Raw genomic sequence first — 22,404 nt, 5'->3', positions numbered from 1 at the left:
TGAAACAATGTCACGTTCAGGTTCGGAGGCCGTACATGGGCGATCCCGCCCCGCAACCCGCCGGCGACGCGTGGCATGTCCCGTTGCGCCGTACTCCCCAGCAGGCGCGCAGCAAGGCCCGCCTCGCCCGCGTGCTTCAGGCGGCGGAACGCGTTCTGATCAGCGAGGGCGTGCAGGCGCTGACCACGACCCGCATCGCCGCCGAGGCGCAGGTCTCGGTCGGGTCGCTGTATCAGTACCTGCCCGACCGCGACGCGATCATCGATGCCCTCGCGGCCGGGTACTTCGTCCGGCTCGAGAGCGCCATGGACGACCTGGTACGCGCTGCCGCGGCCGAGCAGTGGGACGACCCGGTCGGTGTGCTCATCGACGTGTACGCCGCGATCTATCGCACCGAGCACGGCTTCAGGGCCCTGTGGTTCGGCAGCAGCCTCACCGAGCAGACCCGGGCCGCGGACCGTGAGCACAAGCGCCGTATGGCGGACGGAGTCCGGCGCATCCTGCTGACCCTCGGGGTCGCCCGGGACGACGAGGCGCTCGCCCTGGCCTGCCATGCCGCGGTCCTCGCCGCCGACGCCCTCGCGCAGGAGGCCTTCCGCCGAGACCCGGAGGGCGACCCCGGGCTGCTCGACGAGGCCAGGCTCATGCTGCGGGGGTATCTCGCCGGTGTCGCCGCGCGCTATGAGGGGCCGTAGGGCAGGTGACGGACAGGGTCCGGCGCGCGGGGCCCGGCAGTGCCTGGGGCTTCGGAGCACGACTCTGACATCCTGGCTGTGTGCCGAAACCGTCTCCTGTCACCCCTGACGCCCCCGCCCACATACGCACCCCGCTCCTCACCCAGCAGTGGCTCGACCTGGCCTTCATCCACTGGGCCGTCGAGCCGGACGTGGTGGCTGACCTGCTGCCGCGGGGTACCGTTCCGGACACGCATGACGGGGTCACGTACGTCGGCCTCGTCGCATTCCGGATGCATCGGGTCGGCTGGCTGCGGCTGCCCGGGGTGCCGTATCTCGGGACGTTTCCCGAGACCAACGTGCGCCTCTACTCCGTGGACGCACACGGACGGCGCGGCGTCGTGTTCCGGTCGATGGACGCCTCCCGGCTGATCCCGGTGGTGATGGGACGGGTCGGATTCCGGTTGCCGTATCTGTGGTCCCGGATGGCCGTGCGCTCGGCCGGCGACACGGTCACGTACACCAGCTCCCGTCGCTGGCCCGGCCCGCGCGGCGCGTCCAGCCGGATCACCGTACGCACCGGTGATCGCATCGAGGAGCCCACCGAGCTGGAGCACTTCCTCACCGCACGCTGGGGCATGCACAACGCCTTCTTCGGGGGTCCCGAACCGGTGGCGTACCTGCCCAACCACCATCCTCGGTGGCCGCTGTACCGGGCCGAGCTGATCAGCTGCGAGGAGAACCTGATCACCGCCGCCAGGCTGCCCGCACCGAGCACCGCCCCGGTCAGCGTCCTGTACTCCCCCGGCGTCCCGGTCCGTCTGGGCCGCCCGGCGCGGCCGGCGGGCATCCCCACGCCGTGATCGGCGGATGACGGCAGCGGCACCTCCCGGACGGAGCTGCGAGCCGGCAAAGGCCAGGGGGCCCGGAACCGGGATGACCGGTCCGAGCCCCCTGGAACGTATCGGCGTCGAACGCCGTTACGGGGTGTCCGTCCTCGCCTTCACTCGGCGCGGCGCCTCGTGCGCATGAGCAGCAGGAAACCGCCCATCAGGAGCACGGCGCCGGCCGCGGCCGGCCACAGCGATGTGCCCGTCTCCGCCAGGTCACCGTTGCCGACCGCCTGCGGCTCCGTCCCGGAACCGGCGCCGGAGTCGTCGCCGCCCGCGGCGGGCTGGGTCTGCGCCGGAGTGCTTCCCGAGCCGGCGCCGTCGTCGCCCTGTCCCTGGCCGTTGTCGACCTCGTTCGCCGTGGGGGTTCCGTCGGCCTTGGGCGCCACCGTGCTCGACAGGGTGGGCTTGCCGTCCTCCTCCGCCGGTTCGGTCGCAGGCTCGTCCGTCGCGGGCTTCTCGGTCGCCGGCTTCTCAGTCGGCTCCTGCGTGGCGGGCTCGTCCGTCGCGGGGTCCTCGGTGGCCGGCGCGTCGGTCGGCTTGTCCCCTCCGTCACCGGGCTCCGGCTTGTCGTTGCCCGGGTCGTCGTTCCCGCCCGGCGGGGTGGTGGGAGCCTGAGTCGGCTCCTCGGTCGGCTCCTCGGTCGGCTCCTCGCCGCCCGGTTCGCCGCCGTCGCCCGCTCCGGCGCCGCACTTGCGGCCCTCGTTGATGCAGTCGACCATCTCGCCCATCAGGTCCTCGCTGAAGACGTTGATGAAGTCGCCGTGGTCGGTGACCGGCTTGTGCAGCTGCTCGGGGAAGGAGTCCACCGCGAACAGCGGGGTCGTCTTCCCGCCGTCCTGGAGGCTGGGCGCGTCGACGTCGTACACGATCCGCTGCACCAGCTGCGGAATGGCCTTGAAGCCGTTCGCGCAGCTGCCGTCGGCCGCCGCGAAGGCCACGTGGGCGCGGTGGTTGGCGCTGTCGATGTTCTGTCCGTCCCAGCAGCTCTGGAACTTGAAGGTGCGCACCACGTCACTGCCCTGCGGGCACAGCGGGTACTTGTCCTTCAGCTGCCGGTCCTCGAAGCCGGTGCAGCTCCAGGAGGCGTTGGCGTTTGCGGTGCCGTTCACGAACGCCTTGGCGTCGCCGGTGATGATGCGCAGCAGGCGCGGCATCTCGGTGACCTTGCTGCGGGGGTTGCCCACGAAGTCCAGCGTCACTTCCTTGGGAGTGACGATCTCACCGGCGTTGCCCTCGATGCCACCGCCGGGCGAGTTGGCGTCCTTTTCCTGGCTGCCGTTCTGGAGCCGGATCACGGGCCAGTAGTACGTGGACTTGTCGCCCTGGTCGACGCAGCTCGTCTCGGCGTTCGCCAGGTCCTCGTCGCTGGCGAAGGCGTCGTTGGACTGGTTGCCGATGTAGTCGTGGAAGTGGTGGGCGCCGTTGGAGACGCCGGGGGCCACGATGACGTTGTCGGAGTTGAACAGGCCGTTCTCGTTGACGCCGCAGCTGGTGGCGAAGGTGCCTCGGGAGGCTCCCTTCTGCTGGGCCGCGCCGGCCACGTTCGGCTGGACGGACTTGATGTCCACGAAGTCCGCTGCGACCGGGCCGTTGCCCGCCTGTCCGCCGTTGCCCTCCTGGTCGCCGTTCCCGGGCTGCTGGTTGCCCTGGTCCGCGCCGTCCTGGTCGTCGCCGCCCTGTTCCTGGTCGCCGCCGTCGCCGTCCTCACCTGTGCCGTTGTCCGCGGCACGCAGAGTGCAGGAGGCGAGGGAGTCGAGGCCTTCGGGCCGGTCTCCCACGCGGTCGACAGCGATGGCGATCCGCTCGATCGTCGCGGCCCGCTTGTCCTTGAGCGGGTTCATGATCGCGCTGTCGGCGAAGCCCTCGTCCTGCTGGATGGCCTGAGCCGACTCCTGCAGCCGCTGGTAGGCCTCGGCTATCTGCTGGTCGAGGAGCGCGAGTTCCTTCGCGACGTCCTCCCGCGCTCCGTCCGGCACATCCGTCAGTTCGCTGCCGACATCCGGGCAGTCGATCGTGCCGGCCGGGGTGGACAACGTCCGGGCGGGATCCGCTCCGCCGTCCTCGGTGGCCGAGGCATAGACGTTGGCCGCGACCAGGCCGCCGCCGCCCAACATCAGCGCGACCGCTGCAAAAGTCGCGCGCCGTGCGCCCGTGGGGCGTCTTCGCGTGCTGCGTCCCAAGGAAGTACTCCTACGCCTCGTGATCGGTCAGGGCATGAAAATCCCCCGGTCCAATACGGAGACGGGCCGCGTTGTGTTCAAACGCCTCACGGATTCACAGAAATTTCTCACAACGAAGGTAAACACCCTGGTCACTGTGGGGTGTTGGAATAAGCCGCGGTCCAGGTCAGCCCATCAGACCGGCGGCGAGCGTCGCCCCGAGCTCCCAGCAGGCCTCGGTGTCCGCCTTGGTGGGCTCGCCCGTGACCGTCACCGGATTCGCCTCCCGGCGCCAGCCCAGACCCGTCGTGATCGAGTCGATCGCCCGCACCGCTCCGGTGACATCGCTGCCGCCGTGCACGTAGTAGCCGAAGGGCCGGCCCTGGGTCGCGTCCAGGCAGGGGTAGTAGATCTGGTCGAAGAAGTGCTTGAGGGCTCCGGAGATGTAGCCGAGGTTCGCCGGGGTGGCGAGGAGGTAGCCGTCGGCGGCCAGTACGTCGGAGGCGGTGGCCGACAGCGCCGGCCGGCGCACGACGTCGACGTTCTCGATCTCCGGCGCCGTGGCACCGGAGATGAGGGCTTCGAGCATGGCCTGGCAGTTGGGCGAGGGCGTGTGATGCACGATCAGCAAGGTGGGCACATCCGAACCCTGCCGGGGTGCCCGTTCGCGACGCAACCCTGACGTGCGGAGTGTTGCCCTCAGTGCTCGGGGACGACGGCGTTGACCCTGGCGACCGCGGCCGACAGATGTTCCTGCACCTCATCGGGCAGCGCATCGCCCTTGACCGCGGTGACGAGGTCCCCGGCCAGCGAGTGCAGTTTGGTGTTGGTGTTCTGGGAGGCCGTGACCAGTACCGTCCAGGCCTCCTCCGAGCTCAGGCTGAACGAGGCCATCAGGATGCCGCGGGCCAGGTCGATGGTCGGCCGGGTCTGCATGGCCCGGCGCAGTTGGGCGACCTCTATCCGCAGATCGTGATGGGCACCCTCGGGCGCCTCCGGGTCCTGGGCGTGCCCATCGACCGCGGCATGCCCGTCCGGGTCGAGCCGGCCGAACAGCGAGTGCGTGCCGGTCAGCGAGAGCAGGCGGTCGACGGCCGTACTGGTTGCGTGGATCGCGACCGTCTTGCCCTGCTCCAGGGCGAAGTGGCGCATGTTGAGCAGGATGTTGAGGGTCGAGCAGTCACAGAAGGACACGCCCTCCAGATGCAGGTCGACGCCGCGGACGGAGCGATTCAGGGCCTCACGCAGGACGCTCTGGAGTCGCTCGCCGCTGTCGAGGTCAAGCTCTCCGGAGACCTTCACCATGGCCCTGTCGCCGTCCGCGCGGACTGTGGTGACGAGCGGCCACGACAAAGCCGCCGCCGGTACGCCGTCGTGGTTCACACGGTCGGCAGCGCCCCTGTTGGGGGGCTGCGCAGAGGACGCGAGCTCGGGCATGACCGCCTCTCCCTCAGATACTCCCCGTCTCGCTACAAGAGTGAACCCGAACTACGGAACACGTCAACAGATACATGAAATCGAGTGCGTGTATTTGTATTCGTGAACACCCGGCCGTAGTCTTGGGCCATGGACGGAGTCCCTGAGCCGCACACCGGGTGGACGTTTCTGACGAACCATGCCCGCGTCCTCGCGGCCATCGCCGACAATCCCAACGTTCGGATCCGGAACATCGCGGCGCACTGCCGGCTCACCGAGCGGGCTGTCCAGAAGATCATTTCCGACCTGGAACAGGACGGCTATCTGTCCCACACCCGCGAGGGACGCGCCAACACCTACCGGGTCGAGGCCGGCAAGGTGCTGCGGCACCCCGCCGAGGCCGGACTGCCGGTTGCCGAACTGCTCTCGCTGCTCATCCAGGCCGAGGCCGATCACACCTCCGCCCCGCAGCAGCTCACGACGGCGCGCCCCCGGATGCCCGTGGACGGCGGATGACCGGCGGTGGGTGGATGGCTTACGGAAGGCGCGTGCCCTGCGGAGGGCCGATGACCTGCGGAAGGCGCGTGACACGCGGAAGACGCTTGATCTGCTGACGGCGCGCGTCCTTCGGAGGACCTATTACCTGCGGGTGGGGCATACCCCGCAGAAGCGAGCGGGTGGGGCGTACCCCGCAGAGACGACGTGACTCGGCCACGGCAGGCGGCCGGTCGCCGGACTCGGCCGCCGTGGAAACACCGGTGGCCCGGCCTCAGCACAGGACGCGCAGCGCTCCCGGCAGAACCCTGACCGTGACCGGCAGGGTCGCCTCCACCTCGCCGTCCGCGCCGTAGGGCACCTCACGGTCGGCCGCGATACGGATCTCCCGGCCTCGCAGGATCTGCACCTGGGGACGCTGGACGTGGGCGCCGGTCTTGAGCTCGTTCATCAGGGCGAAGAAGAGCCGCCGCGGCGCCTCGCGGATCATCACGACGTCCAGCAGACCGTCGTCGACGCGGGCGTCGGGGGCGATCAGGCGGCCGGATCCGTAGTAGCCGGAGTTGGCGGCCACGACCGTGTAGCCGGTGTGCAGGTACTCCTGGCCGTCGACGGTGACGCGGTAGCGCGCGGGGCGCCAGGTGGTGACGGCGCGCAGGCCGCCCGCGTAGTAGGAGGCCGAGCCGCGCAGCAGTGTGGCCTCGTTGGCGTGCCGGTTGGCCAGGGCGTCGACGCCCGCGTACACGCTGCCGAGGACCACCGTGCGGTCGTGCACGGCCGACTCGACCTCGATGGTGTCGACCTGCCGGGGTTCGTGGTGGAGCAGTACCTCGGCGAGGGCGGCGGGCTCGGTGGGCAGGTTCAGCGCCCGGGCGAAGTCGTTGCCGCGGCCGGCGGGGACCAGGCCGAGCACGGCGTCGGTGCCGCTGAGGGCCCCGCCGACACCGCCGGCGATTCCGTCGCCGCCGACGGCGAGCACCACCCGGCCCCGCTCCCCGGCGTCACGGGCCAGTTCCTGGGCGTGGGCCAGGCTGCGGCTGTACTCGGTCTCCAGGTCGGCCCCGGCCTCCCGAAGCGGCCTGGCCACGTTCAGCAGTGCGGCAGCTGAGGCGGATCCGCCCGCCGTGGGGTTGACGATGGCGGTGAACTGTCGCATCGGGGTGCCTTTCGGGCCGACGGGAGGGTGCTGCCGGAGGCGGGCGGAGGAGGTGGATGAGCGGAAGGACCGGGCGGACCCGGGGGCCCCGAGGGACTCCCGGGGATGAACAGTCTGGACGGGTCAGTCGAGGGGCAGGAGGACCCCGGGGTTGAGCAGTCCCCTCGGGTCCAGTCGGCGCTTCACGGCCTGCAGCGCCTCGATGCCCAGGGGGCCCGCCTCACGGACGTACCAGTCGCGGTGGTCGGTGCCCACGCCGTGGTGGTGGCTGATGGTGCCGCCCGCGGCGAGGATCGCCTCGTTGGCGGCGTGCTTCGCCTTCTCCCAGTGCACCACCGGTTCGTCGCCCTGCGCCGAGACGACGGTGAAGTACAGCGAGGCACCGTTCTCGTAGACGTGGGAGATGTGGCACATGATCAGGGGCGGGGTGCCGGCCTCGGTGAGCGTGGTGGACAGGGCGTCGCGCACGGACGCGTACAGCTCCGGCACGCGTGACCAGAAGGTCGCCGTCTCCAGCGTCTCGACGAACGCCCCGGCGTCCAGCAGGGAGTCCCGCAGGTAGGGGGCCGAGTAGCGGCCGTGCGCCCAGCGCTGTCCGGGTTCCTCGCCCAGCGGGGTTCCGCCACAGTCCCGGAGGACGGCCGACGCACGCTCCCTGCGGTACGAGGTGTCCTCGTCGGTGCCTTCGTAACCGGCGATCGCCGTGCATCCCGCGGACTGCTGCCCGTCGACGGCGGCACCGATGGCGTCGGGCTGGGCGAGGCCGATCAGCGTCTCCGTCTCGTCGGACAGCCGCAGCACCGTCGGGCGCGGGCCGTCCTGGGCGAGGCGGCGCAGCGCGGCGGCGCCCGCCTCGAAGGAGTCGAAGCGCCAGCCCTCGTACACGCGAGTCGCGGGCAGGGGACGGATCCGCACGGTGACGGATGTGATGACACCGAACGCACCCTCCGAGCCGAGCACGAGCTGCCGCAGGTCGGGGCCGGCCGCCGAGCGAGGCGCGCGGCCCGTGTCGAGGGTGCCCTCGGGGGTGGCGACGGTCAGGCCCAGGACCATCTCGTCGAAGCGGCCGTAGCCGGCGGACGCCTGGCCGCTGGAGCGGGCGGCGGCGAACCCGCCGATGGTGGCCCACTCGAAGGACTGGGGGAAGTGCCCGAGCGTGAAGCCCTGTTCGGCCAGCAGCGCCTCGGCGTGGGGCGCGCGCAGCCCGGGCTGCAGCGTGGCGGTGCGGGAGACCGGGTCGAGGGCGAGCAACTGGTCCATGCGGCGCAGGTCCAGGGCGACGAAGGGGCCGCGCCGGGCGGGGGCGAGGCCGCCCACGACGGAGGTGCCGCCGCCGAACGGGACGACGGCCAGGCCGTGTTCGGCGCAGGCGCGCAGTGCCGCGAGCAGGTCGTCGTGGTCGGCGGGGAGAACGACGGCCGCGGGAATGTCGTCGACCTCGCCCTCGCGCATCCGGAGCAGGTCGGGGGTGGACTTGCCGCGTGTGTGCCGGATGCGGCTCTCCGCGTCGGTGCGCACGTGCTCCTCGCCGCCGACCGCTGCGGACAGGGCCTGGAGTGCGGCGGGTTCGAGTCCCGGCTCGGGTACGGCGATGTCCGTCAGGGCGACCGGCTCGGCGGTGCGCGGCTTGACGCCGAGCCAGTCGCGCAGCAGCCCGGTCACGGTCTCGGGCAGCGGCGCCGCCTTGGCCGGGTCGCCCCAGCCGCTCCACAGCATGTCCATTGGCTGTTGTCCTCACCGGTCGATTCGAGCGATGCCGTGTCCCGGACGGCCCCGCAGGCGTTACACTGTGACACATGACGCCTATTCGTCACAACCACTCGGACAGCGATGCAGTGCTCGACGCGGTGCGCGACTGCGTCCTGGCCGTCGGAGTCCGCCGTACGACGCTGACCGACGTGGCCCGCCGCGCGGGTGTCTCCCGGATGACGCTGTACAGACGCTGGCCCGATGTGCGCTCCCTGGTGGGCGACCTCATGACCCGCGAGTGGGTCGCGGTGGCCACGGCGGCCATGCCCGAACGGCGGCCCGGGACGAGCGCGCGCGGTCTGATCGTCGAAGGGCTCGTGACCGGGGTGGGGGCCTTCCGCGCCCATCCGCTCTTCCGGAAGATCGTCGACGTCGATCCGGAACTGCTTCTGCCTTACGTCCTCGACCGCCGCGGTGCGAGCCAGCAGGCCCTTCTCGCCCTGCTGGCCGACGGCCTGCGCGAAGGCCACGCCGACGGGTCGGTGCGCGCCGGCCATGTCGAACGGCAGGCACGGGCCCTGCTGCTGATCGTCCAGTCCTTCACCCTGTCCTTGCGGACCATGACCGACGAGGACGACGCCGACCTGAGCAGTGAGGCCTTCCTGGCGGAACTGCGCAGCATCCTGGAAAGGACCCTCACGCCATGAGCCCCGCCACTCCCCCTCCCCCGGTTCCCGGATCGTCCCTGTCCGCCGCGCGGCGCTCGCGCGAACTGGCCGAGGCGGTCGGCGGTCCGGCCGTGGACGTCCTGGTCGTGGGGCTGGGCGCGACCGGTGCCGGGGTCGCCCTGGACGCCGCGGCCCGCGGTCTGTCGGTGGTCGCCGTCGACGCCCACGACCTGGCCTTCGGCACCTCGCGCTTCAGCAGCAAGCTCATCCACGGCGGGCTGCGCTACCTCGCCTCGGCACAGCTCGACGTGGCCCATGAGAGCGCCGTCGAGCGCGGGGTGCTGATGGAGCGCACGGCACCGCACCTGGTGCGGGCCCAGCCCTTCGTGCTTCCCCTCACCCCTCTGGTCTCCCGCGGTCAGTCCGCCCTGGCCTGGGCCGGATTCCGCGCCGGTGACACCCTGCGCCTGGCGGCCCGCACGGCCCGCGCGACCCTGCCCGCCCCGCGTCGGCTCTCCGTCGTGGAGACCCGGCACCTCGCCCCCGCCCTGCGCACCCAGGGTCTGCGCGGCGGCCTGCTGTCCTGGGACGGCCGGCTCACCGACGACGCCCGCCTGGTGACCGCGATCGCCCGCACCGCCGCCGCACGCGACGCACGCGTCCTGACCCGCGTGAGGGCTCTGGAGCTCACCGCGTCCGGCGCCCGCATACGCGACGAACTCACCGGCGAGGAGGGCGAGATCAAGGCCCGCGCGGTGATCAACGCGTCCGGCGTCTGGGCGGGCGACCTGGTGGAGGGCATCCGGATCCGCCCCTCACGCGGCACCCACCTCGTCCTGCGTTCCGACCACCTCGGCCCGCTGCCCGCAGGGCTGCACGTCCCGGTCCCCGGCGAGACCAACCGCTTCGTCCTCGTCCTGCCCCAGGGCGACGGCCGCGTCTATGTCGGGCTCACCGACGAGCCCGTCGAGGGCGACATCCCCGACGTTCCCGAGGTGCCCGAGACGGACATCGGCTTCCTCCTCGACGTCCTCGGCTCCGTCCTGGACCTCCCCGTCCAACGCGACGACGTGGTGGGCGCGTTCGCGGGCCTTCGCCCCCTGCTCGACACCACGCCGACGGCACGCTCCGGTTCGGCTCCGCGGACCGCCGACATCTCCCGTCGGCACGCGGTGGTCACCTCGCCGGACGGCGTGATCACCGTGGTCGGCGGCAAGCTCACCACGTACCGGCGCATGGCGCAGGACGCCGTCGACGCGGCCGTCACCGCCCGCCGGCTCACCGCCGGCCCCTCCCCCACGGCCACCCTGCCCCTCGTCGGCGCCGCATCACCCGCCGCCCTCGGCTCCCTCCAGGCACCACGCCGCCTCATCCAGCGCTACGGCACGGAGGCACCTGCCATCCACGCACTCGCCGAGCACGATCCCCGGCTGGCCGAACCTGTGCTGCCCGGACATCCCGTCACCAACGCCGAACTGCTGTGGGCCGTACGCCACGAAGGCGCCCTGGACGAGGCCGACCTGCTCGACCGGCGTACTCGAATCGGGCTGGTCCCGGCCGATCGCGCGGCGGCGCTGGATGCTGTCCGCCAGGTCTGGTCCGAGGTGTCGATCTGACTCCGACCGGCGCGCGGTTGGGCCGCATCGGCACGCTCTTCACGACCGTGCGCTCGACGTCGAACTCGGTGGAGTAGCCAACCGCCGTGGATGCGGATGCGGACGGCGTTGAGGGCGATCTGCCCGGCCGTCCCGGAGGCGAGGAGTTGGAGGGTGAGCCGGCGGGTCTCCAGACCCCGCATGCGAATCGCAGGTCCGGCGATCGATTGGGCCACCATGGTCAACTGCGGTACGTCACCGGATGCATCGCCCTCACCTTCCTGGCCACTCTCCTTGTACGCGAGCCCTCCCCGCACCCCCTGGAGACCACCGATGCCGACCGCGCCAACCCCACTCAGCTCGTACGTGGAGTCATGGACTCCTGAGCCGGTGACGGACCGCGACCCGCTGTCCCCCGGTCCCACGGCGGCCCTTTCAGCGGTGCTGAACCTGCCCGATCCCGCCGCAACGGCCGGCGATCCTCTTCCCCCGCTCTGGCACTGGCTCCATTTCCTCGCATGGCCCGCACAGCGTGAGCTGGGCGCCGACGGCCACCCCCGCCACGGCCATTTCCTGCCGCCCGTCCCCCACCGCCGGCGCATGTGGGCCGGCGGTCGCTGCGAGATCACCGAACCGCTCCGCCTCGGTGAACCGGCCGAACGCGTCAGCAGCCTCGCCTCGGTCACCGCCACACAGGGCCGTTCCGGCGAGATGCTGTTCGTCACCGAGCGCCGGGAGTTCCGCCAGTACGGCCGGACGTGTCTCGTCGAGGAGCAGGACATCGTCTACCGGTCGGGCGGCAGCGCCGGTGCTCAGCACCCGACCGCCCTCGACGCGTCCACGCTCCCGCAGGCCGAGGACCCCTGGCAGCTTCCGCTGCGCCCGGACCCTGCGCTGCTGTTCCGCTTCAGTGCCCTCACCGCGAACGCCCATCGCATTCACTACGACGCCCCGTACTGCCGCGACGAGGAGGGCTACCCCGGCCTCGTCGTCCACGGCCCCCTGCTCGCCCTGCTGATGCTGGAACTGACGCGGCGGCAGGCCCCGGACCGGCAGGTGCGCGAGCTGTCGTACCGGCTGCGCCGCCCGGCCTTCGCCGGCGAAGGCATCGTGGCCTGCGGCACACCCTCGGGCGACCGCGCCGACCTGCGCATCGCCAGCCACCGCGAGCAACGGCACGCCACGGCGGAGGTGACCTTCGTATGACCGGTAAGCCCTGTATCGACGCCGTACGTCAGACGCCGGTGCGCCGAAGTCGCCACACGTGGTCGTCCCGGAAGCCCTCCAGCCCCTCGGGTGACTCGCTCGGCTTGCGTACCGTGTCCAGCGTCTCCACGCTCCAGTCGGCCTCCGGCAGGGCGAGTTCGTCGAGGACGCCCCGCAGGGTGGGGAACTCCGCTTCGAAGGGTGGCTCGGTCTGCCAGGAGGGCCAGCCTGCGTGCATGACGATCAGCAAGGTGCCGTCGGCCGCGACCGCCGCTGCGGCCCGCCGGAGAACCCGCTGCTGGTCGAGCGGGACCGGTGACTGCAGGAACTGAGCGTTCACCAGGTCGAAGGAACCCTCGGGGAACGTCTCTCCGAGCACGTGCCGTTCCCAGGACGTACGGTCGCTCACACCGGCGTCGGCGGCGTGCAGGGCTGCGCGTTCCAGAGCCGTGTGCGCGATGTCGACGCCGGTGACGCGCCAGCCGCGCGAGGCGAGCCACACCGCGTCGCCTCCTTCGCCGCATCCGAGGTCGAGCGCGCTTCCGGGTGCGAGGTCGGAGGCCTCACGCACGAGCAGCGCGTTGGGGCGGCCGCTCCACAGACGCCCGTCGCGATCGCGGTAGCGGGCCTCCCAGAACTCGGCGGCCTTCAGGTCGGATGTCTCGGTCATGACGCCTCCCGTATGCACAGATGTCAGGAGGGACTCGGACAGGCGGGAAGCCTGCCCGGTCCCACGCTCATGAAGCCTGCGGGAGGCGATGGAGGGAGACAAACAGTATTGCCGGTTCAGCAAAGCGAGGGGTGAGCGACCACAGAACTACGACCTTGGTCCCGGTCCACCTGAGCCCGCGGCCCGATCTGCCGAGCCCGCGCCCCGCCTAGCCTCACTCCATGCGTATTGGACTACTTGGCACCGGCAACGTCGCCCGAGCACTGGGCCATGGATGGAGCGCCGCAGGACACGACGTGTTACTGGGCTCGCGCAATCCGAAGGAACGCACTGACCTCGGCCTCCCCGTGGCAGGCCTGAGCGAGACGGCGGCCCACGCGGAGGTTCTGGTCAACGCCACCCCCGGGACCGTCTCCGTGGAACTGCTGCACTCGATCGGGGCACCGGCGCTGGCCGGCATCCTGCTGATCGATGTCGGGGTCGGCCTCAGCGACGACTACACCGAACTCTCCCACCCCAACAGCAGCCTGGGTGAACAGATCCAGGAGGCCTTCCCCCTGACCCCGGTCGTCAAGACACTGTGCACCATGGACGCCACCGTGATGATCGCCCCGAACGATCTCGAGGGCGCGAGCACCGTCTTCCTCTCCGGCGACGACGCCGAGGCCAAGCGGACCACCGGCCGGCTGCTCACCGACCTCGGCTGGGCCCCGTCGTCGCAACTCGACATCGGCGGCATCCGCACGGCACGCGGACAGGAGCACTTCGCGTTGCTGTTCATGGGGATCGCGGGCGGCGTGGGCGCGCACCTGTTCAACATCAAGGTGGTCACGCGCGCCGCCGTCGAGTAGGTCACGCCCCCGGCGCCTCCAGCCAGAAGCCCGCACGCGTGCGCCAGAGGTCGAGGAGCGCGGTGTCGCCCTTTGTCTCCACGGCGGATGTCGGCCGACGGTAGAAGTACAGGAGGAGGTCGGTCACCGGGCCGCGTGCGGTCGCGGTGGCGTCGCCGGGCCCGGGGCGCCAGACGGGGTGCTTGCCCGTGAGGTCGACGAGCCATTCGCCGGCGTCGGTCGCGTCGAAGTGGAGCCTACGGTCCGGTCCGAGCAGGTCGGGCAGGTCCGGACCCGGCTCGAATGCCTCGGGGAACGTCGAGAACTCCAGCCATTCCTGCACCGCGTCGACGGCGAGGTCGCCATCGAGCGCGTACTCAGCCCTCACCGTCAGGGCGGCGTCGGCCCGGTGCAGGGCGGTCTCGTAGGTCATGCGCCGGGCCCAGAACGCCACCGGCGCCGACCGTTCGTCGGACGGGTTCCACGCCTGCGCGTCGGGGCCGGCGGCGCGCAGGGTGGCGCTGAGCCGTGCCGCGCCTTCGGTGAGCCACGGGAGGAGGAAGTCCTCGTGCTCGTGGGTGTACGGGGTCAGGTCGTTCACACCGTCGTCGGGGATCGGACCGGTGGCGCGGGTCCGTACGATCTCCTCGGCCCACCGGTGGTCGCCGCCCACGTGCCGCAGCAGCCGGCCGAGGTTCCAGCCGGGGCAGGAGCGCACCGGCGAGGTCATGTCCGCGCCGCGCACATGCGCGGTGAGCCGCTCGGTCTGGGAGACGATCGCGTCGCAGTAGCGGTCGAAGGTCAGCGAGGTCATCGCCTCATGATGCCGCAGGGCCAGGAGCTGCCCTGTCAGTGGTCTCGGATACTGTGTGCCGCCTGAGCAAGATCAGAAAGAGCAGGATCGGGTGGGGAGATCACCATGTTGGTGGGGGCGGGACACGTACGGCGCCGGGTGGCGCAGGTGGCATTGCTGGCAGGGGTGCTGACGGGCTGTTCGGGGGCGGCCGAGGACGACCCGAAGGCGTCGGCGAGCGCATCGACGTCGGCGGCCGCGTCGGCCGAGGCGGCGAGTGACGACGGTACGGCGGTGAAGCGCGGGGGAACCATCGGCGCCGCCGGATCGGACTGCGAGCTCCCCGTCACCTTCGACATCGCCCAGTACTGGGAGGCGGAGGCCGTCGACGGCGGGACGGGGAAGGACGAGGCCGGCGGCAGCGGTGAGGGGTCGGGAGACTCCGAGGACAGCGAGCTGGCCCAGGAGATCGCCGACGCGCTGCTGCACCAGGGCCCGGTCACGGCCGCCTGCGAGGTCGACGCCAAGCCGGCGGGGAACATCGGCTTCCTGCGCGTCTGGACGGGCGAGCCGGGTGACGACGACGCACGCACCGTACTGGAGGCCTTCCTGGCCGACGAGAACGGCGTGAGCAAGGCGAAGTACAGCGCGTTCAAGACGGGTGACCTCGCCGGTGCCGAGGTGAAGTACCTCGTCACGAGCAAGCTCCTGGAGGAGACGAAGGAGGAGACCGCCCTGGCCGTCACCACCGAGAAGGGGCCGGTCGTCATACACCTCGGCGGGATGGACACCGAGGAGCACCGGGCGATGCTGCCGGCGTACGAACTGGCCAAGAAGACGCTGCGGGTCGGCTGAGCGACAGGTGTGTCCGGCGCGGGTGGAAGAGCCGCCGCGCCGGACACCGGTCCTGAGCCCGTCCGGTGCCGGTCCGAAACCGGTCCCGATTCGGTCAGGAAACCGTATGGGTCAGGAAGCCGTGCAGGAGCCGGCCACCGGCGCCGCATTGGTGCCGTTCTTCATGACCGTGAAGCCGAAGCTCGTGGATGCTCCGGCGGCCAGGGTGCCGTTGCCGTTCGGCCTCATCGTCATGACGTTGCCGCCGGTGTCCCAGCTGGGTGTGCCGTTCCAGGTCGCGGAGACCTTCTGCGGGGCTGTGACGGTGACGGTCGCGGTCCAGTTGCTGATCCCTGAACTCCCCGCGGTGATGGTGACCTTGCCGTTGAAGCGGTCACTCCACTCCTCGGCCTTGCTGTACGTGGCCGTGCAGGCGGCGCCGGGATCGCCGCCGCCTGAGGAGGAGCCGCCGAGCGCGGTCAGGACGGCGTTGTACGCCGGCTTCTTGGTGTAGTTGTCGTCGAACAGCAGAGGCGTTCCGCTCGCGCGCCAGGAGTACTTGTCGGTGACGCCCCAGACGGTGATGCCGGTGCAGCGCGAGACGGCCAGGCAGGCCCGTGTCACGTTGGTGTAGCTGTTGGCCTGTGCCGTGCCCGAGCCCTCGATGTCCAGCTCGGTGATCTGTACGTCGACGCCGAGGTCGGCGAAGCGCTGGAGATTCGACTGGTAGTCGGACGGGACGGGGGAGGCGCTGTTGAAGTGGGACTGGAAGCCGACGCAGTCGATCGGTACGCCGCGGGACTTGAAGTCCCTGACCAGGTTGTAGACGGCATTGCTCTTCGCGTTGACGCCGTCGGTGTTGTAGTCGTTGTAGCAGAGCTTGGCAGCCGGGTCCGCGGCGCGGGCCGTGCGGAACGCCTCCTCGATGAAGCCGTTGCCGAGCTTGTCCTGGAAGGGCGAGCTGCGCCGGGCGCCGCTGCTGCCGTCCTGGAAGGCCTCGTTGACGACGTCCCAGGAGTGGATCTTGCCCTTGTAGTGCTGCATGACCTGCGTGATGTGGTTGTTCATCGCCGATCTGAGGTCGGCGGTGCCGAGGCCGGCGACCCAGCTCGGCAGCTGGGAGTGCCAGACCAGGGTGTGCCCGCGGACCTTCATGCCTCTGCTCTGGGCGTGGTTCACGATCTGGTCGGCCGAGCCGAAGGTGAAGGTGCCGCGGGTGCGCTCGGTGGCGTCCCACTTCATCTCGTTCTCCGGCGTCACCGAGTTGAACTCGGTGTTGAGCGTCGAGGCGTACGGGGCCTCGCCCAGGTGGTTCGCCGCGACGGCGGCACCGAAGTAGCGGCCCTTCTCGGCCGCCGCGGCGCCCAGGGTACTGGCGGCCTCGGCGGTGCCCGCGAGGGCGGTGACGCCGCCGGCGGCGAGCAGGCCCGCCATGCCGAGGGCCAGTGCGGTGCGGGTGCGCGAGTGTCGAGGGCGACGCTCGGGAGGCGGGTCGACGGATGTGCGGGTCACCATCTCGTCTCCTTCCTAGGGCTTCGAAAGTTTCGGACAGATTTCCGAATTTCGCGGCAGACCCTAGGAGCGACACCCATGGCCGTCAACAGACTGCACGCCCAGGAACCTCAGTTGGCTCAAGAATGCCCCTCTCGACAGCCGTTGACGGACCGAAAGTTTCGATCCGCCCTACGACTGCCGCAGCAAGCGCCTACGCCCCGGCGCCGGTGTAGAACGCGATCGTCGCCGCCGTAGTGGCCGCCACGACCTGCCCGTCGGCGCCCGAGGCGGTGTAGGCCTCACCCCACAGCTCACCGGACCGGGTCGCGTACGCCTTGCCCTCGTCCGAGAGCTGCCAGGCCTCGGACTCCTCCTTGCTCATCCCGCCGCCCGCGAGGTGCATGGCGAGGCCCAACAGCCCGAGGTCCCAGCCGACGCCCACGGCGCCCGGCCCGAACTGGTCCCAGAACTCGTCCGGCACGACGGCCACGTGCTCCAGCTCCAGCACCGTGCGCTCCTCGCCCTCCGGCGTGAGCCGCACCTCGACCTCGCTGAATCCCGGGTCGGGCCCGTACAGCCAGCTCACCCGCAGCCGCGAGGGCTCCTCGCATTCGAGGATCTCGCCACCGGCGTTGCCCTCCAGCTGGTAGCGCCCGCCGACCTTGAACTCCCCACTGACGGGCAGGAACCAGCGGCTGATCCGCTCGGGCGACGTCACCGCGTCCCACACGTCCGCCAACTCGGCCTCGTACGTGCGCCGCAGCAGCACCGTGCGGGCCTCGCCGGTCCCGACCTGCCGTGCACCGACCTGCCGGTGCAGCCGGTTCAACTCGTCGACGATCTCACTCATCCTCGCTCGCTTCCTTTCTCAGCCTGCGCTCGCGCTTGCCTCGCGCGAGTTCCGTCCCGAGGGCGTCGAGCCGTTGTTCCCAGAAGCCGCGGAACCTCTCCAGCCATGCGTCCACTTCGCGCAGCGGCGCGGCATCAACGGCGTACAGCCGGCGTGTGCCCTCCGCCCGCACGGACGCGAAGCCGCTCTCGCGCAGCACCCGCAGGTGCTGCGACACGGCCGGCTGGGAGATTCCGAACTCGTCCTGGATCACGGCACCGATGTCGCCCGATGCCTGCTCGCCGGTCGCGAGCAGCTCCAATATCCGGCGCCTGACCGGATCACCCAGCACATCGAATGCGTGCACGGCCTCACTATGACAGCGACAGCTTATATAAGGCAAGCCTTAAATAACGCGCCCGGTCGGGCCGAGGCCAGAGCGGGATGTCCGTCTGCCGCGTGCCCTTCCCGCCTATCCCCGGCCGGTGAGGAACCCGTCGAGTGCCGCGGTCAGTTCGGCCGGCTTCTCCACCGGCAGTTCGTGGCCGGCGTCCAGGACGCGGATCACCGCGTCTGGGTAGGCCTTGGCCATCCGCAGCATCTGGCCGAGGGGCAGCTGGATGTCGTGGTAGCCGTGCACCATCAGGGTGGGCGTGCGTATCTCGCCGACCCTGTCCAGGACGTCGAAGGCACGCATGGCCCCGTAGAGCGTCATGACGACTTCGCGGGGAGTGTCGGCGGAGGCGCGGATGTACTCGCGGATCTCCTCGCGCGGGTAGCCGGGGGCGAAGGCGCGCTGGATGTTGGTGGCGACGAACAGCTTGAAGGGCGCGAGCGTCGAGGCCGCCATCAGCAGGGCGCGGCCCCGGCTGTAGGCCATCCTGCCGATGGAGTTCACCAGCACCATGCGCTCAACCCGTTCCGGATGGGCGAGGGTGATGGTCTGGGCGATCATCCCGCCCATGGAGTGGCCGATGATCGCGAACCGGTCGATCTCGAGGTGGGAGAGGAGGGCGAGCACGTCCTTGGCCAGGTCGTCGATCGTGCGCGCTCCCGCCCCGCTGCTCTCGCCGTGCCCGCGCAGGTCGAGCCGGACGACGCGCCGCTTCTCGGCGAAGTGGGCCACCTGGTGGTCCCAGCGATGCCGGTTCGCCGTCCAGCCGTGGACGAACACCAGGGGCACACCCGAGCCCTCGCGGGGGCCCTCGTCGTCGTACGTCAGCGTCGCGCCGTCGACTTCGAGCTGCGGCATGGGTGGCCTCCTGGGGTACGGCGAAAAGGGTCTGGTTACTGATCGGTACGTTAACCGGCGTCGTAGGCCGCCGTCACCGCCGTTCGTCCAGGAAATCGAGGATGTGCCCGAACACGTCCAGGGCCGCTCCCCTGCCGAGGAACGTGTCCAGGTGGCCGTAGCCGGGGATCTCGGTGTAGGTCACGTCCAGTTGCGGCTGGCGGTGGGCGAGGACGTCGCGGCACAGCTCCTGGGAGTCGAGCCACAGGCCGTTCTCGCTGCCCGCCAGGAGCAGGACGGGGGTGTCGATGCGGGCCGCCGCGTCCAGGGCGTTCTGCGGGAGGGCCCGGTAGCGCTGGTCGGTGTCGTGCCAGCGGACGACGGTGCGGGCCAGTTCGATGCGGCGCAGGTGCGGCAGGATCCACAGCGGGGCGGGGCCGAGGAGGTCGGCGAGGCGGTTGTGGGTCGTGTCGGTGAGGTGCTCGTGCACGAACAGGGAGGCGCCGGTTCCCCAGGCCGAGTTGTGCAGGATCTGGCAGGTGGGGTCCGGACAGGTCGCCTTGCGGGAGGCGAGGGCGAACAGCGGGGTGTACTTCGACCGCAGGCCGACCTTGCGGAAGTCGACGGGGATGTGGTCGATACGGGACTTCAGCAGCTCCCCGGCCAGCGTCATGCGCAGGGAGGTGCGGCCCGCGAGCTTCGGCGTGAGGAACACGCCCTGGGACACCACGCCCGCAAGCCCGGGGACCAGGCCCGCCGTCATGCTCAGGGAGAGGGTGAGGGAGCCGATGCAGTGGGCGACGGCGAACAGGGGGCGGTCGCCGATGCGGGTGCGGATGTGGCGGACGGCCTCGGGGATGTCGTAGAGGGCGACGTCGTCGTAGGTGTAGCGGCGGCCCGTCTCGTTGTACGGGAGGCGGCAGCTGCCTCGCCAGTCGAGCAGCCAGGGCTCGTAGCCCTCGTCCAGCAGGACGTCGACCAGGTTGCGGGTCTCGGGCAGCAGGAACATGTCGGCCGAGGCGGTGTGTCCGTGCAGGAGCAGCACGGCGGGGCGGCCCCGGTCGCCGGTGTCGATGCGGGTCAGGCCGAGGCGTACCCCGTCACTGGTGTGGAACGGGATCTCCTCGATCCTGGCCGGGTCGAGGCGGTGCTGGAGGGGGCGCAGGGTCGTGGTGGTCCTGACCTTGCGCAGGGCCGGCCTGGCGGTCCTGGCGTTCGTCGTCCGGAAGATCATCGGTGGTGCTCCGTGGGGGTCTGGGTGCGGCGCAGGTCGAGCAGGTCCGCGGCGGCGCGGGCGAAGGGCCCGAGCAGGCCGCGGCCCATCTCCAGGCCGAACCAGGCGAGCCAGGTCAGCTTGGCGGCGCGTTTCTCCTGGCTGGTCAGGCGCGGGTCGACCTTGATGCCGTCGATCTGGTCGCGTACGTAGGAGTCGGCGGGGACGACGACCTCGCCGGCCAGGCTCGCCGGTTCGCCCTCGCGGCCGAGCTCCACGGTCAGGGCCCGGGTCTGGCGCCAGACGTCGCGGCGGGCGCGGGCGTACTTGTGACCCTCCAGCCACCAGCGGCCACCGTCGACGTCCGTCAACTCCATGCGGTAGCGCAGGAGTTGGTGGCGAAGGCCGTGGTGGTGCGGGATGCCTTCCTCGGGGCGGATCCAGATGTCGCCGCGTTCCACGGTCAGCGGCTCGGGGTGCACGGCCGGGCAGGTGACCTGGCCGCGGACGTCGACACGGCGGTCCGTCACCAGCTGGTGCATGCTCGCGATCGAGAGGGTGAGGGCCATCGAGCAAGGCGTGTCGGGCGCGGCACCGACGGGGCCGACGCCGCCCTCGGTGGTCTCGTCGAACCAGAGGTAGGGCTGGTCGTCCTTGTGCGGGAGGCGGGCCAGACCGTCGCCGGCGAGGCGCTCGAACGTCCTCAGCTGGGCCCGGGCGTCGTAGCGGGCGGCAGGCGTCAGGCCGAGTGCCTCGACCAGTGCCGTGGTCCGGTCGGCGACGGCGGCGGGGCCCTTCAGGGTCGCCTCGCACAGTTTCAGGGCGGTGGGACTCTGCAACACGCGGGTGAGGAAGGCCAGTTCGGGGACCGGGTCGGCCTGGAGGCGGGCCAGGGCGTCGGTGCGCCACTCGTCCCAGTCCTGTACGCGGACGTGCATGCCGCCGAGCGCCATGTCCTGGACGACGTCGTCGAGGGTGTTGGGGACGCCGGTGAGGTTGTAGTCGAAACCCCAGGCGTCGGGTTCGCAGACGGCGGCGACCGCGACGCGGCTGACCCAGTCGACCGGGGCGGCGTTGAGGTAGCGGAAGGCGGGGACGGTGCGGAAACGACCGAAGGCCGAGATGAGCCCGCTGCTGAGGTCCTGGGGGTTGTAGGCGCCGGTCTTGCTGTGTCCGCCGATTCCGCCCGGGCGCAGGGCGGTGACGACCAGGCCGTGGTCGCGGGCCCGGCGCAGGGCGACCTCGGCGGCCCACTTGGTCTGGTCGTAGCCGGCGATCAGACGGTCGATGTGCGCGAAGGGGTCGTCCTCGCCCATGGAGGGGATGCCGGCCTCGTTGAAGACCGCGATGGAGGAGATGTGGTGCAGGGGCTTGGGACGCCCGGTCGCGGCGAGTTCGGCCAGGGTGAGGGCGCCTAGGACGTTGCTGCTGCGCAGGGACTGGTACCCGCGCAGGAAGTCCACGGCGGCCGCGACGCCGACGACGCTGTCCAGCTCCTGGGCAAGGGTGTTCCAGAGGTCGTCGGACAGGCCCAGGTGGGGGTCGCGCATGTCGCCGGGGAGCACGGTGATGCGGCGGCGGACTTCCGACGACCACGGCAGCGAGTAGCTCTTGAGAGCGTCGCCGAGCCGGGAGGTCGCCGCCTCCTCGTCGGCGGCCCGGACCAGGCAGTAGACGTGGGCGTCACTGTGGCGCAGCAGATCCAGGAGCATATGGCTGCCGAGGAAGCCGGTGGCGCCGGTCAGCAGGATGCGGCGGGGCGGGAGGGGGTCGGGCGAGGCGGTGAAGGGGAGGCGGTCGGCCAGGGCCAGGTCGGCGAGGATCTGGGTGAGGTCCTCGGGGCGGGCGATGGCGTCCGAGGGGGTGGGGCGCGCCAGGGCCGCGGTCGGGGGCGGGGCGGTGATGGCCGAGGGTGGGGCGGCGGCGGCCGGGCGCTGAACCGTGCGGACCGGCGCAGGTGGGGCGGATTCCAGTGCAGTCACTTCCGGGACGGCGGCTTCCGGGACGGCGGCTTCCGGGACGGCGGCTTCCGTCACGGCCGTTTCCGGTACGGCAGCCGCGAACCCGGTGCTGCTCCCGAACCCTCGCCTGGCCAGGTTGATCGGCCGGGCATCGGCGAACACCTCGTCCAGGTCGATCTCCATGCCCAGCTCGTCCTCCAGCGCGGCGACGAGCTCCACGGCGTTCACGGAGGTGCCCCCGGCGTCGAAGAAGTCGGCGTCGGGCGACAGCCGCCCTGCGGGGACGTAACGGCCGGCCACGGCTGCGACGGCGGCCGCGAGGGTGTCCACGTCGGGCGGCGCGGGGCTGTCGGTGCCGGTGCCGGACGGCGCACCCGCGCCGATCGCGACCGTCTGCCGCGGAGTTGAAGGTCCCTCGGCCTCCGGCTGCGTGGGCGGCGCAGCCGCTGCCGCGACCCTGGCCAGCAGGTCGGTCACGGACAGTCCGAGTCCACCCCGCTCCATCTCCTCCTCGGTCGCCCGCTGTTCGGCGGCTGCCGACACGTTCTCGTTCACCTCACGCATGAGAGCCCTTCACGGTGTTGCCCTGCCCCTTGAT

22 protein-coding genes are annotated in these 22,404 nt (G+C 71.1%); 9 read left to right on the top strand and 13 right to left on the bottom strand.

All coding sequences use genetic code 11. From position 1 onward, the window contains the following. Positions 1-35: 35 nt before the first annotated feature. Both OG331_RS45845 and OG331_RS45840 read left to right on the top strand, forming a co-directional pair. Complete coding sequence (locus OG331_RS45845; RefSeq protein ID WP_406208734.1) at positions 36-695, top strand: TetR family transcriptional regulator; 660 nt, start codon at positions 36-38, stop codon at positions 693-695. 80 nt (positions 696-775) lie between these two features. Beyond that, entirely contained in the window at positions 776-1,537 is a 762-nt protein-coding gene (locus OG331_RS45840) for a YqjF family protein (RefSeq protein ID WP_406208732.1), read from the top strand. A gap of 140 nt (positions 1,538-1,677) precedes the next feature. On the opposite strand, the gene OG331_RS45835 is transcribed toward OG331_RS45840, so the two are convergent. The 3 genes from OG331_RS45835 to OG331_RS45825 form a co-directional block, all read right to left on the bottom strand. Further along, positions 1,678-3,681 (bottom strand): DUF1996 domain-containing protein, encoded by a 2,004-nt coding sequence (locus OG331_RS45835; protein ID WP_406210767.1) that lies wholly within the window; start codon positions 3,679-3,681, stop codon positions 1,678-1,680. 232 nt (positions 3,682-3,913) lie between these two features. After that, positions 3,914-4,366: a flavodoxin family protein gene (locus OG331_RS45830; protein WP_406208730.1), complete on the bottom strand. Its 453-nt coding sequence runs from the start codon at positions 4,364-4,366 to the stop codon at positions 3,914-3,916. A gap of 59 nt (positions 4,367-4,425) precedes the next feature. Next, positions 4,426-5,163: an ANTAR domain-containing protein gene (locus OG331_RS45825; protein ID WP_406208727.1), complete on the bottom strand. Its 738-nt coding sequence runs from the start codon at positions 5,161-5,163 to the stop codon at positions 4,426-4,428. A gap of 129 nt (positions 5,164-5,292) precedes the next feature. Here OG331_RS45825 and OG331_RS45820 point away from each other — a divergent pair, with 129 nt between their 5' ends. Further along, positions 5,293-5,658: a helix-turn-helix transcriptional regulator gene (locus OG331_RS45820; RefSeq protein WP_406208724.1), complete on the top strand. Its 366-nt coding sequence runs from the start codon at positions 5,293-5,295 to the stop codon at positions 5,656-5,658. Between the two features lie 253 nt (positions 5,659-5,911). Here OG331_RS45820 and OG331_RS45815 read toward each other — a convergent pair whose 3' ends face one another. Continuing rightward, positions 5,912-6,793 carry a YegS/Rv2252/BmrU family lipid kinase gene (locus tag OG331_RS45815; protein WP_406208721.1) on the bottom strand — a complete coding sequence of 294 codons (882 nt, stop codon included), beginning with the start codon at positions 6,791-6,793 and terminating at the stop codon, positions 5,912-5,914. 123 nt (positions 6,794-6,916) lie between these two features. Next, complete coding sequence (locus tag OG331_RS45810) at positions 6,917-8,515, bottom strand: FAD-binding oxidoreductase (protein ID WP_406208718.1); 1,599 nt, start codon at positions 8,513-8,515, stop codon at positions 6,917-6,919. Positions 8,516-8,589: 74 nt separating this feature from the next. Between OG331_RS45810 and OG331_RS45805 the strand changes: the two genes are divergently transcribed. The 4 genes from OG331_RS45805 to OG331_RS45790 all read left to right on the top strand — a co-directional run bounded on the left by OG331_RS45805 (position 8,590) and on the right by OG331_RS45790 (position 11,951). Beyond that, positions 8,590-9,189, top strand: a complete 600-nt coding sequence (locus OG331_RS45805) for a TetR/AcrR family transcriptional regulator (RefSeq protein ID WP_365062377.1) — start codon at positions 8,590-8,592, stop codon at positions 9,187-9,189. Continuing rightward, the gene (locus OG331_RS45800) at positions 9,186-10,766 is read left to right on the top strand and encodes an FAD-dependent oxidoreductase (protein ID WP_406208714.1); all 1,581 of its coding nucleotides are present in this window, start codon (positions 9,186-9,188) and stop codon (positions 10,764-10,766) included. Before OG331_RS45805 ends, OG331_RS45800 begins: the two co-directional genes overlap by 4 nt. Positions 10,767-10,852: 86 nt before the next feature. Continuing rightward, a complete protein-coding gene (locus OG331_RS45795) occupies positions 10,853-11,131 on the top strand; it encodes a hypothetical protein (protein ID WP_406208711.1) in 279 nt (92 codons plus the stop codon). Positions 11,132-11,135: 4 nt separating this feature from the next. Further along, on the top strand, positions 11,136-11,951 hold the full coding sequence (locus tag OG331_RS45790) for a hypothetical protein (RefSeq protein ID WP_406208708.1): 816 nt from the start codon (positions 11,136-11,138) through the stop codon (positions 11,949-11,951). A 28-nt stretch (positions 11,952-11,979) separates the two neighbouring features. On the opposite strand, the gene OG331_RS45785 is transcribed toward OG331_RS45790, so the two are convergent. Continuing rightward, the gene (locus OG331_RS45785) at positions 11,980-12,621 is read right to left on the bottom strand and encodes a class I SAM-dependent methyltransferase (protein ID WP_406208705.1); all 642 of its coding nucleotides are present in this window, start codon (positions 12,619-12,621) and stop codon (positions 11,980-11,982) included. Between the two features lie 221 nt (positions 12,622-12,842). Here OG331_RS45785 and OG331_RS45780 point away from each other — a divergent pair, with 221 nt between their 5' ends. Beyond that, positions 12,843-13,472, top strand: a complete 630-nt coding sequence (locus tag OG331_RS45780) for an NADPH-dependent F420 reductase (RefSeq protein WP_406208703.1) — start codon at positions 12,843-12,845, stop codon at positions 13,470-13,472. A gap of 1 nt (position 13,473) precedes the next feature. Here the strand turns inward: OG331_RS45780 and OG331_RS45775 are convergent, their stop codons facing one another. Continuing rightward, on the bottom strand, positions 13,474-14,265 hold the full coding sequence (locus tag OG331_RS45775; RefSeq protein ID WP_406208700.1) for a maleylpyruvate isomerase family mycothiol-dependent enzyme: 792 nt from the start codon (positions 14,263-14,265) through the stop codon (positions 13,474-13,476). Between the two features lie 105 nt (positions 14,266-14,370). Here OG331_RS45775 and OG331_RS45770 point away from each other — a divergent pair, with 105 nt between their 5' ends. Beyond that, positions 14,371-15,099: a lipoprotein gene (locus OG331_RS45770; RefSeq protein WP_406208697.1), complete on the top strand. Its 729-nt coding sequence runs from the start codon at positions 14,371-14,373 to the stop codon at positions 15,097-15,099. Positions 15,100-15,210: 111 nt separating this feature from the next. On the opposite strand, the gene OG331_RS45765 is transcribed toward OG331_RS45770, so the two are convergent. The 6 genes from OG331_RS45765 to OG331_RS45740 all read right to left on the bottom strand — a co-directional run bounded on the left by OG331_RS45765 (position 15,211) and on the right by OG331_RS45740 (position 22,370). After that, complete coding sequence (locus tag OG331_RS45765) at positions 15,211-16,512, bottom strand: endo-1,4-beta-xylanase (protein WP_406210764.1); 1,302 nt, start codon at positions 16,510-16,512, stop codon at positions 15,211-15,213. Positions 16,513-16,783: 271 nt separating this feature from the next. Beyond that, the gene (locus OG331_RS45760) at positions 16,784-17,422 is read right to left on the bottom strand and encodes an SRPBCC family protein (protein ID WP_406208694.1); all 639 of its coding nucleotides are present in this window, start codon (positions 17,420-17,422) and stop codon (positions 16,784-16,786) included. Beyond that, complete coding sequence (locus OG331_RS45755; RefSeq protein WP_406208691.1) at positions 17,415-17,768, bottom strand: ArsR/SmtB family transcription factor; 354 nt, start codon at positions 17,766-17,768, stop codon at positions 17,415-17,417. Before OG331_RS45755 ends, OG331_RS45760 begins: the two co-directional genes overlap by 8 nt. Before the next feature lie 105 nt (positions 17,769-17,873). Continuing rightward, positions 17,874-18,653: an alpha/beta fold hydrolase gene (locus OG331_RS45750; RefSeq protein ID WP_406208688.1), complete on the bottom strand. Its 780-nt coding sequence runs from the start codon at positions 18,651-18,653 to the stop codon at positions 17,874-17,876. 73 nt (positions 18,654-18,726) lie between these two features. Beyond that, a complete protein-coding gene (locus OG331_RS45745) occupies positions 18,727-19,866 on the bottom strand; it encodes an alpha/beta hydrolase (protein WP_406208685.1) in 1,140 nt (379 codons plus the stop codon). Then, positions 19,863-22,370 (bottom strand): thioester reductase domain-containing protein, encoded by a 2,508-nt coding sequence (locus OG331_RS45740; protein ID WP_406208682.1) that lies wholly within the window; start codon positions 22,368-22,370, stop codon positions 19,863-19,865. The genes OG331_RS45745 and OG331_RS45740 overlap by 4 nt, the downstream gene beginning before the upstream one ends. Positions 22,371-22,404: the final 34 nt, after the last annotated feature.

It is taken from the genome of Streptomyces sp. NBC_01017 (assembly GCF_045162795.1).
Lineage (GTDB): Bacteria > Actinomycetota > Actinomycetes > Streptomycetales > Streptomycetaceae > Streptomyces > Streptomyces machairae.
Note: the sequence above shows the minus strand (reverse complement) of the source record. Positions and strands in the feature narration are given on the sequence as shown.

Coding starts and splice junctions, on each gene's coding strand:
- OG331_RS45845 (WP_406208734.1), top strand. CDS start 36: ATGGGCGATCCCGCCCCGCAACCCGCCGGCGACGCGTGGCATGTCCCG.
- OG331_RS45835 (WP_406210767.1), bottom strand. CDS start 3,681: ATGTTGGGCGGCGGCGGCCTGGTCGCGGCCAACGTCTATGCCTCGGCC.
- OG331_RS45825 (WP_406208727.1), bottom strand. CDS start 5,163: ATGCCCGAGCTCGCGTCCTCTGCGCAGCCCCCCAACAGGGGCGCTGCC.
- OG331_RS45820 (WP_406208724.1), top strand. CDS start 5,293: ATGGACGGAGTCCCTGAGCCGCACACCGGGTGGACGTTTCTGACGAAC.
- OG331_RS45815 (WP_406208721.1), bottom strand. CDS start 6,793: ATGCGACAGTTCACCGCCATCGTCAACCCCACGGCGGGCGGATCCGCC.
- OG331_RS45810 (WP_406208718.1), bottom strand. CDS start 8,515: ATGGACATGCTGTGGAGCGGCTGGGGCGACCCGGCCAAGGCGGCGCCG.
- OG331_RS45805 (WP_365062377.1), top strand. CDS start 8,590: ATGACGCCTATTCGTCACAACCACTCGGACAGCGATGCAGTGCTCGAC.
- OG331_RS45800 (WP_406208714.1), top strand. CDS start 9,186: ATGAGCCCCGCCACTCCCCCTCCCCCGGTTCCCGGATCGTCCCTGTCC.
- OG331_RS45785 (WP_406208705.1), bottom strand. CDS start 12,621: ATGACCGAGACATCCGACCTGAAGGCCGCCGAGTTCTGGGAGGCCCGC.
- OG331_RS45780 (WP_406208703.1), top strand. CDS start 12,843: ATGCGTATTGGACTACTTGGCACCGGCAACGTCGCCCGAGCACTGGGC.
- OG331_RS45775 (WP_406208700.1), bottom strand. CDS start 14,265: ATGACCTCGCTGACCTTCGACCGCTACTGCGACGCGATCGTCTCCCAG.
- OG331_RS45770 (WP_406208697.1), top strand. CDS start 14,371: ATGTTGGTGGGGGCGGGACACGTACGGCGCCGGGTGGCGCAGGTGGCA.
- OG331_RS45765 (WP_406210764.1), bottom strand. CDS start 16,512: ATGGCGGGCCTGCTCGCCGCCGGCGGCGTCACCGCCCTCGCGGGCACC.
- OG331_RS45760 (WP_406208694.1), bottom strand. CDS start 17,422: ATGAGTGAGATCGTCGACGAGTTGAACCGGCTGCACCGGCAGGTCGGT.
- OG331_RS45750 (WP_406208688.1), bottom strand. CDS start 18,653: ATGCCGCAGCTCGAAGTCGACGGCGCGACGCTGACGTACGACGACGAG.
- OG331_RS45745 (WP_406208685.1), bottom strand. CDS start 19,866: ATGATCTTCCGGACGACGAACGCCAGGACCGCCAGGCCGGCCCTGCGC.
- OG331_RS45740 (WP_406208682.1), bottom strand. CDS start 22,370: ATGCGTGAGGTGAACGAGAACGTGTCGGCAGCCGCCGAACAGCGGGCG.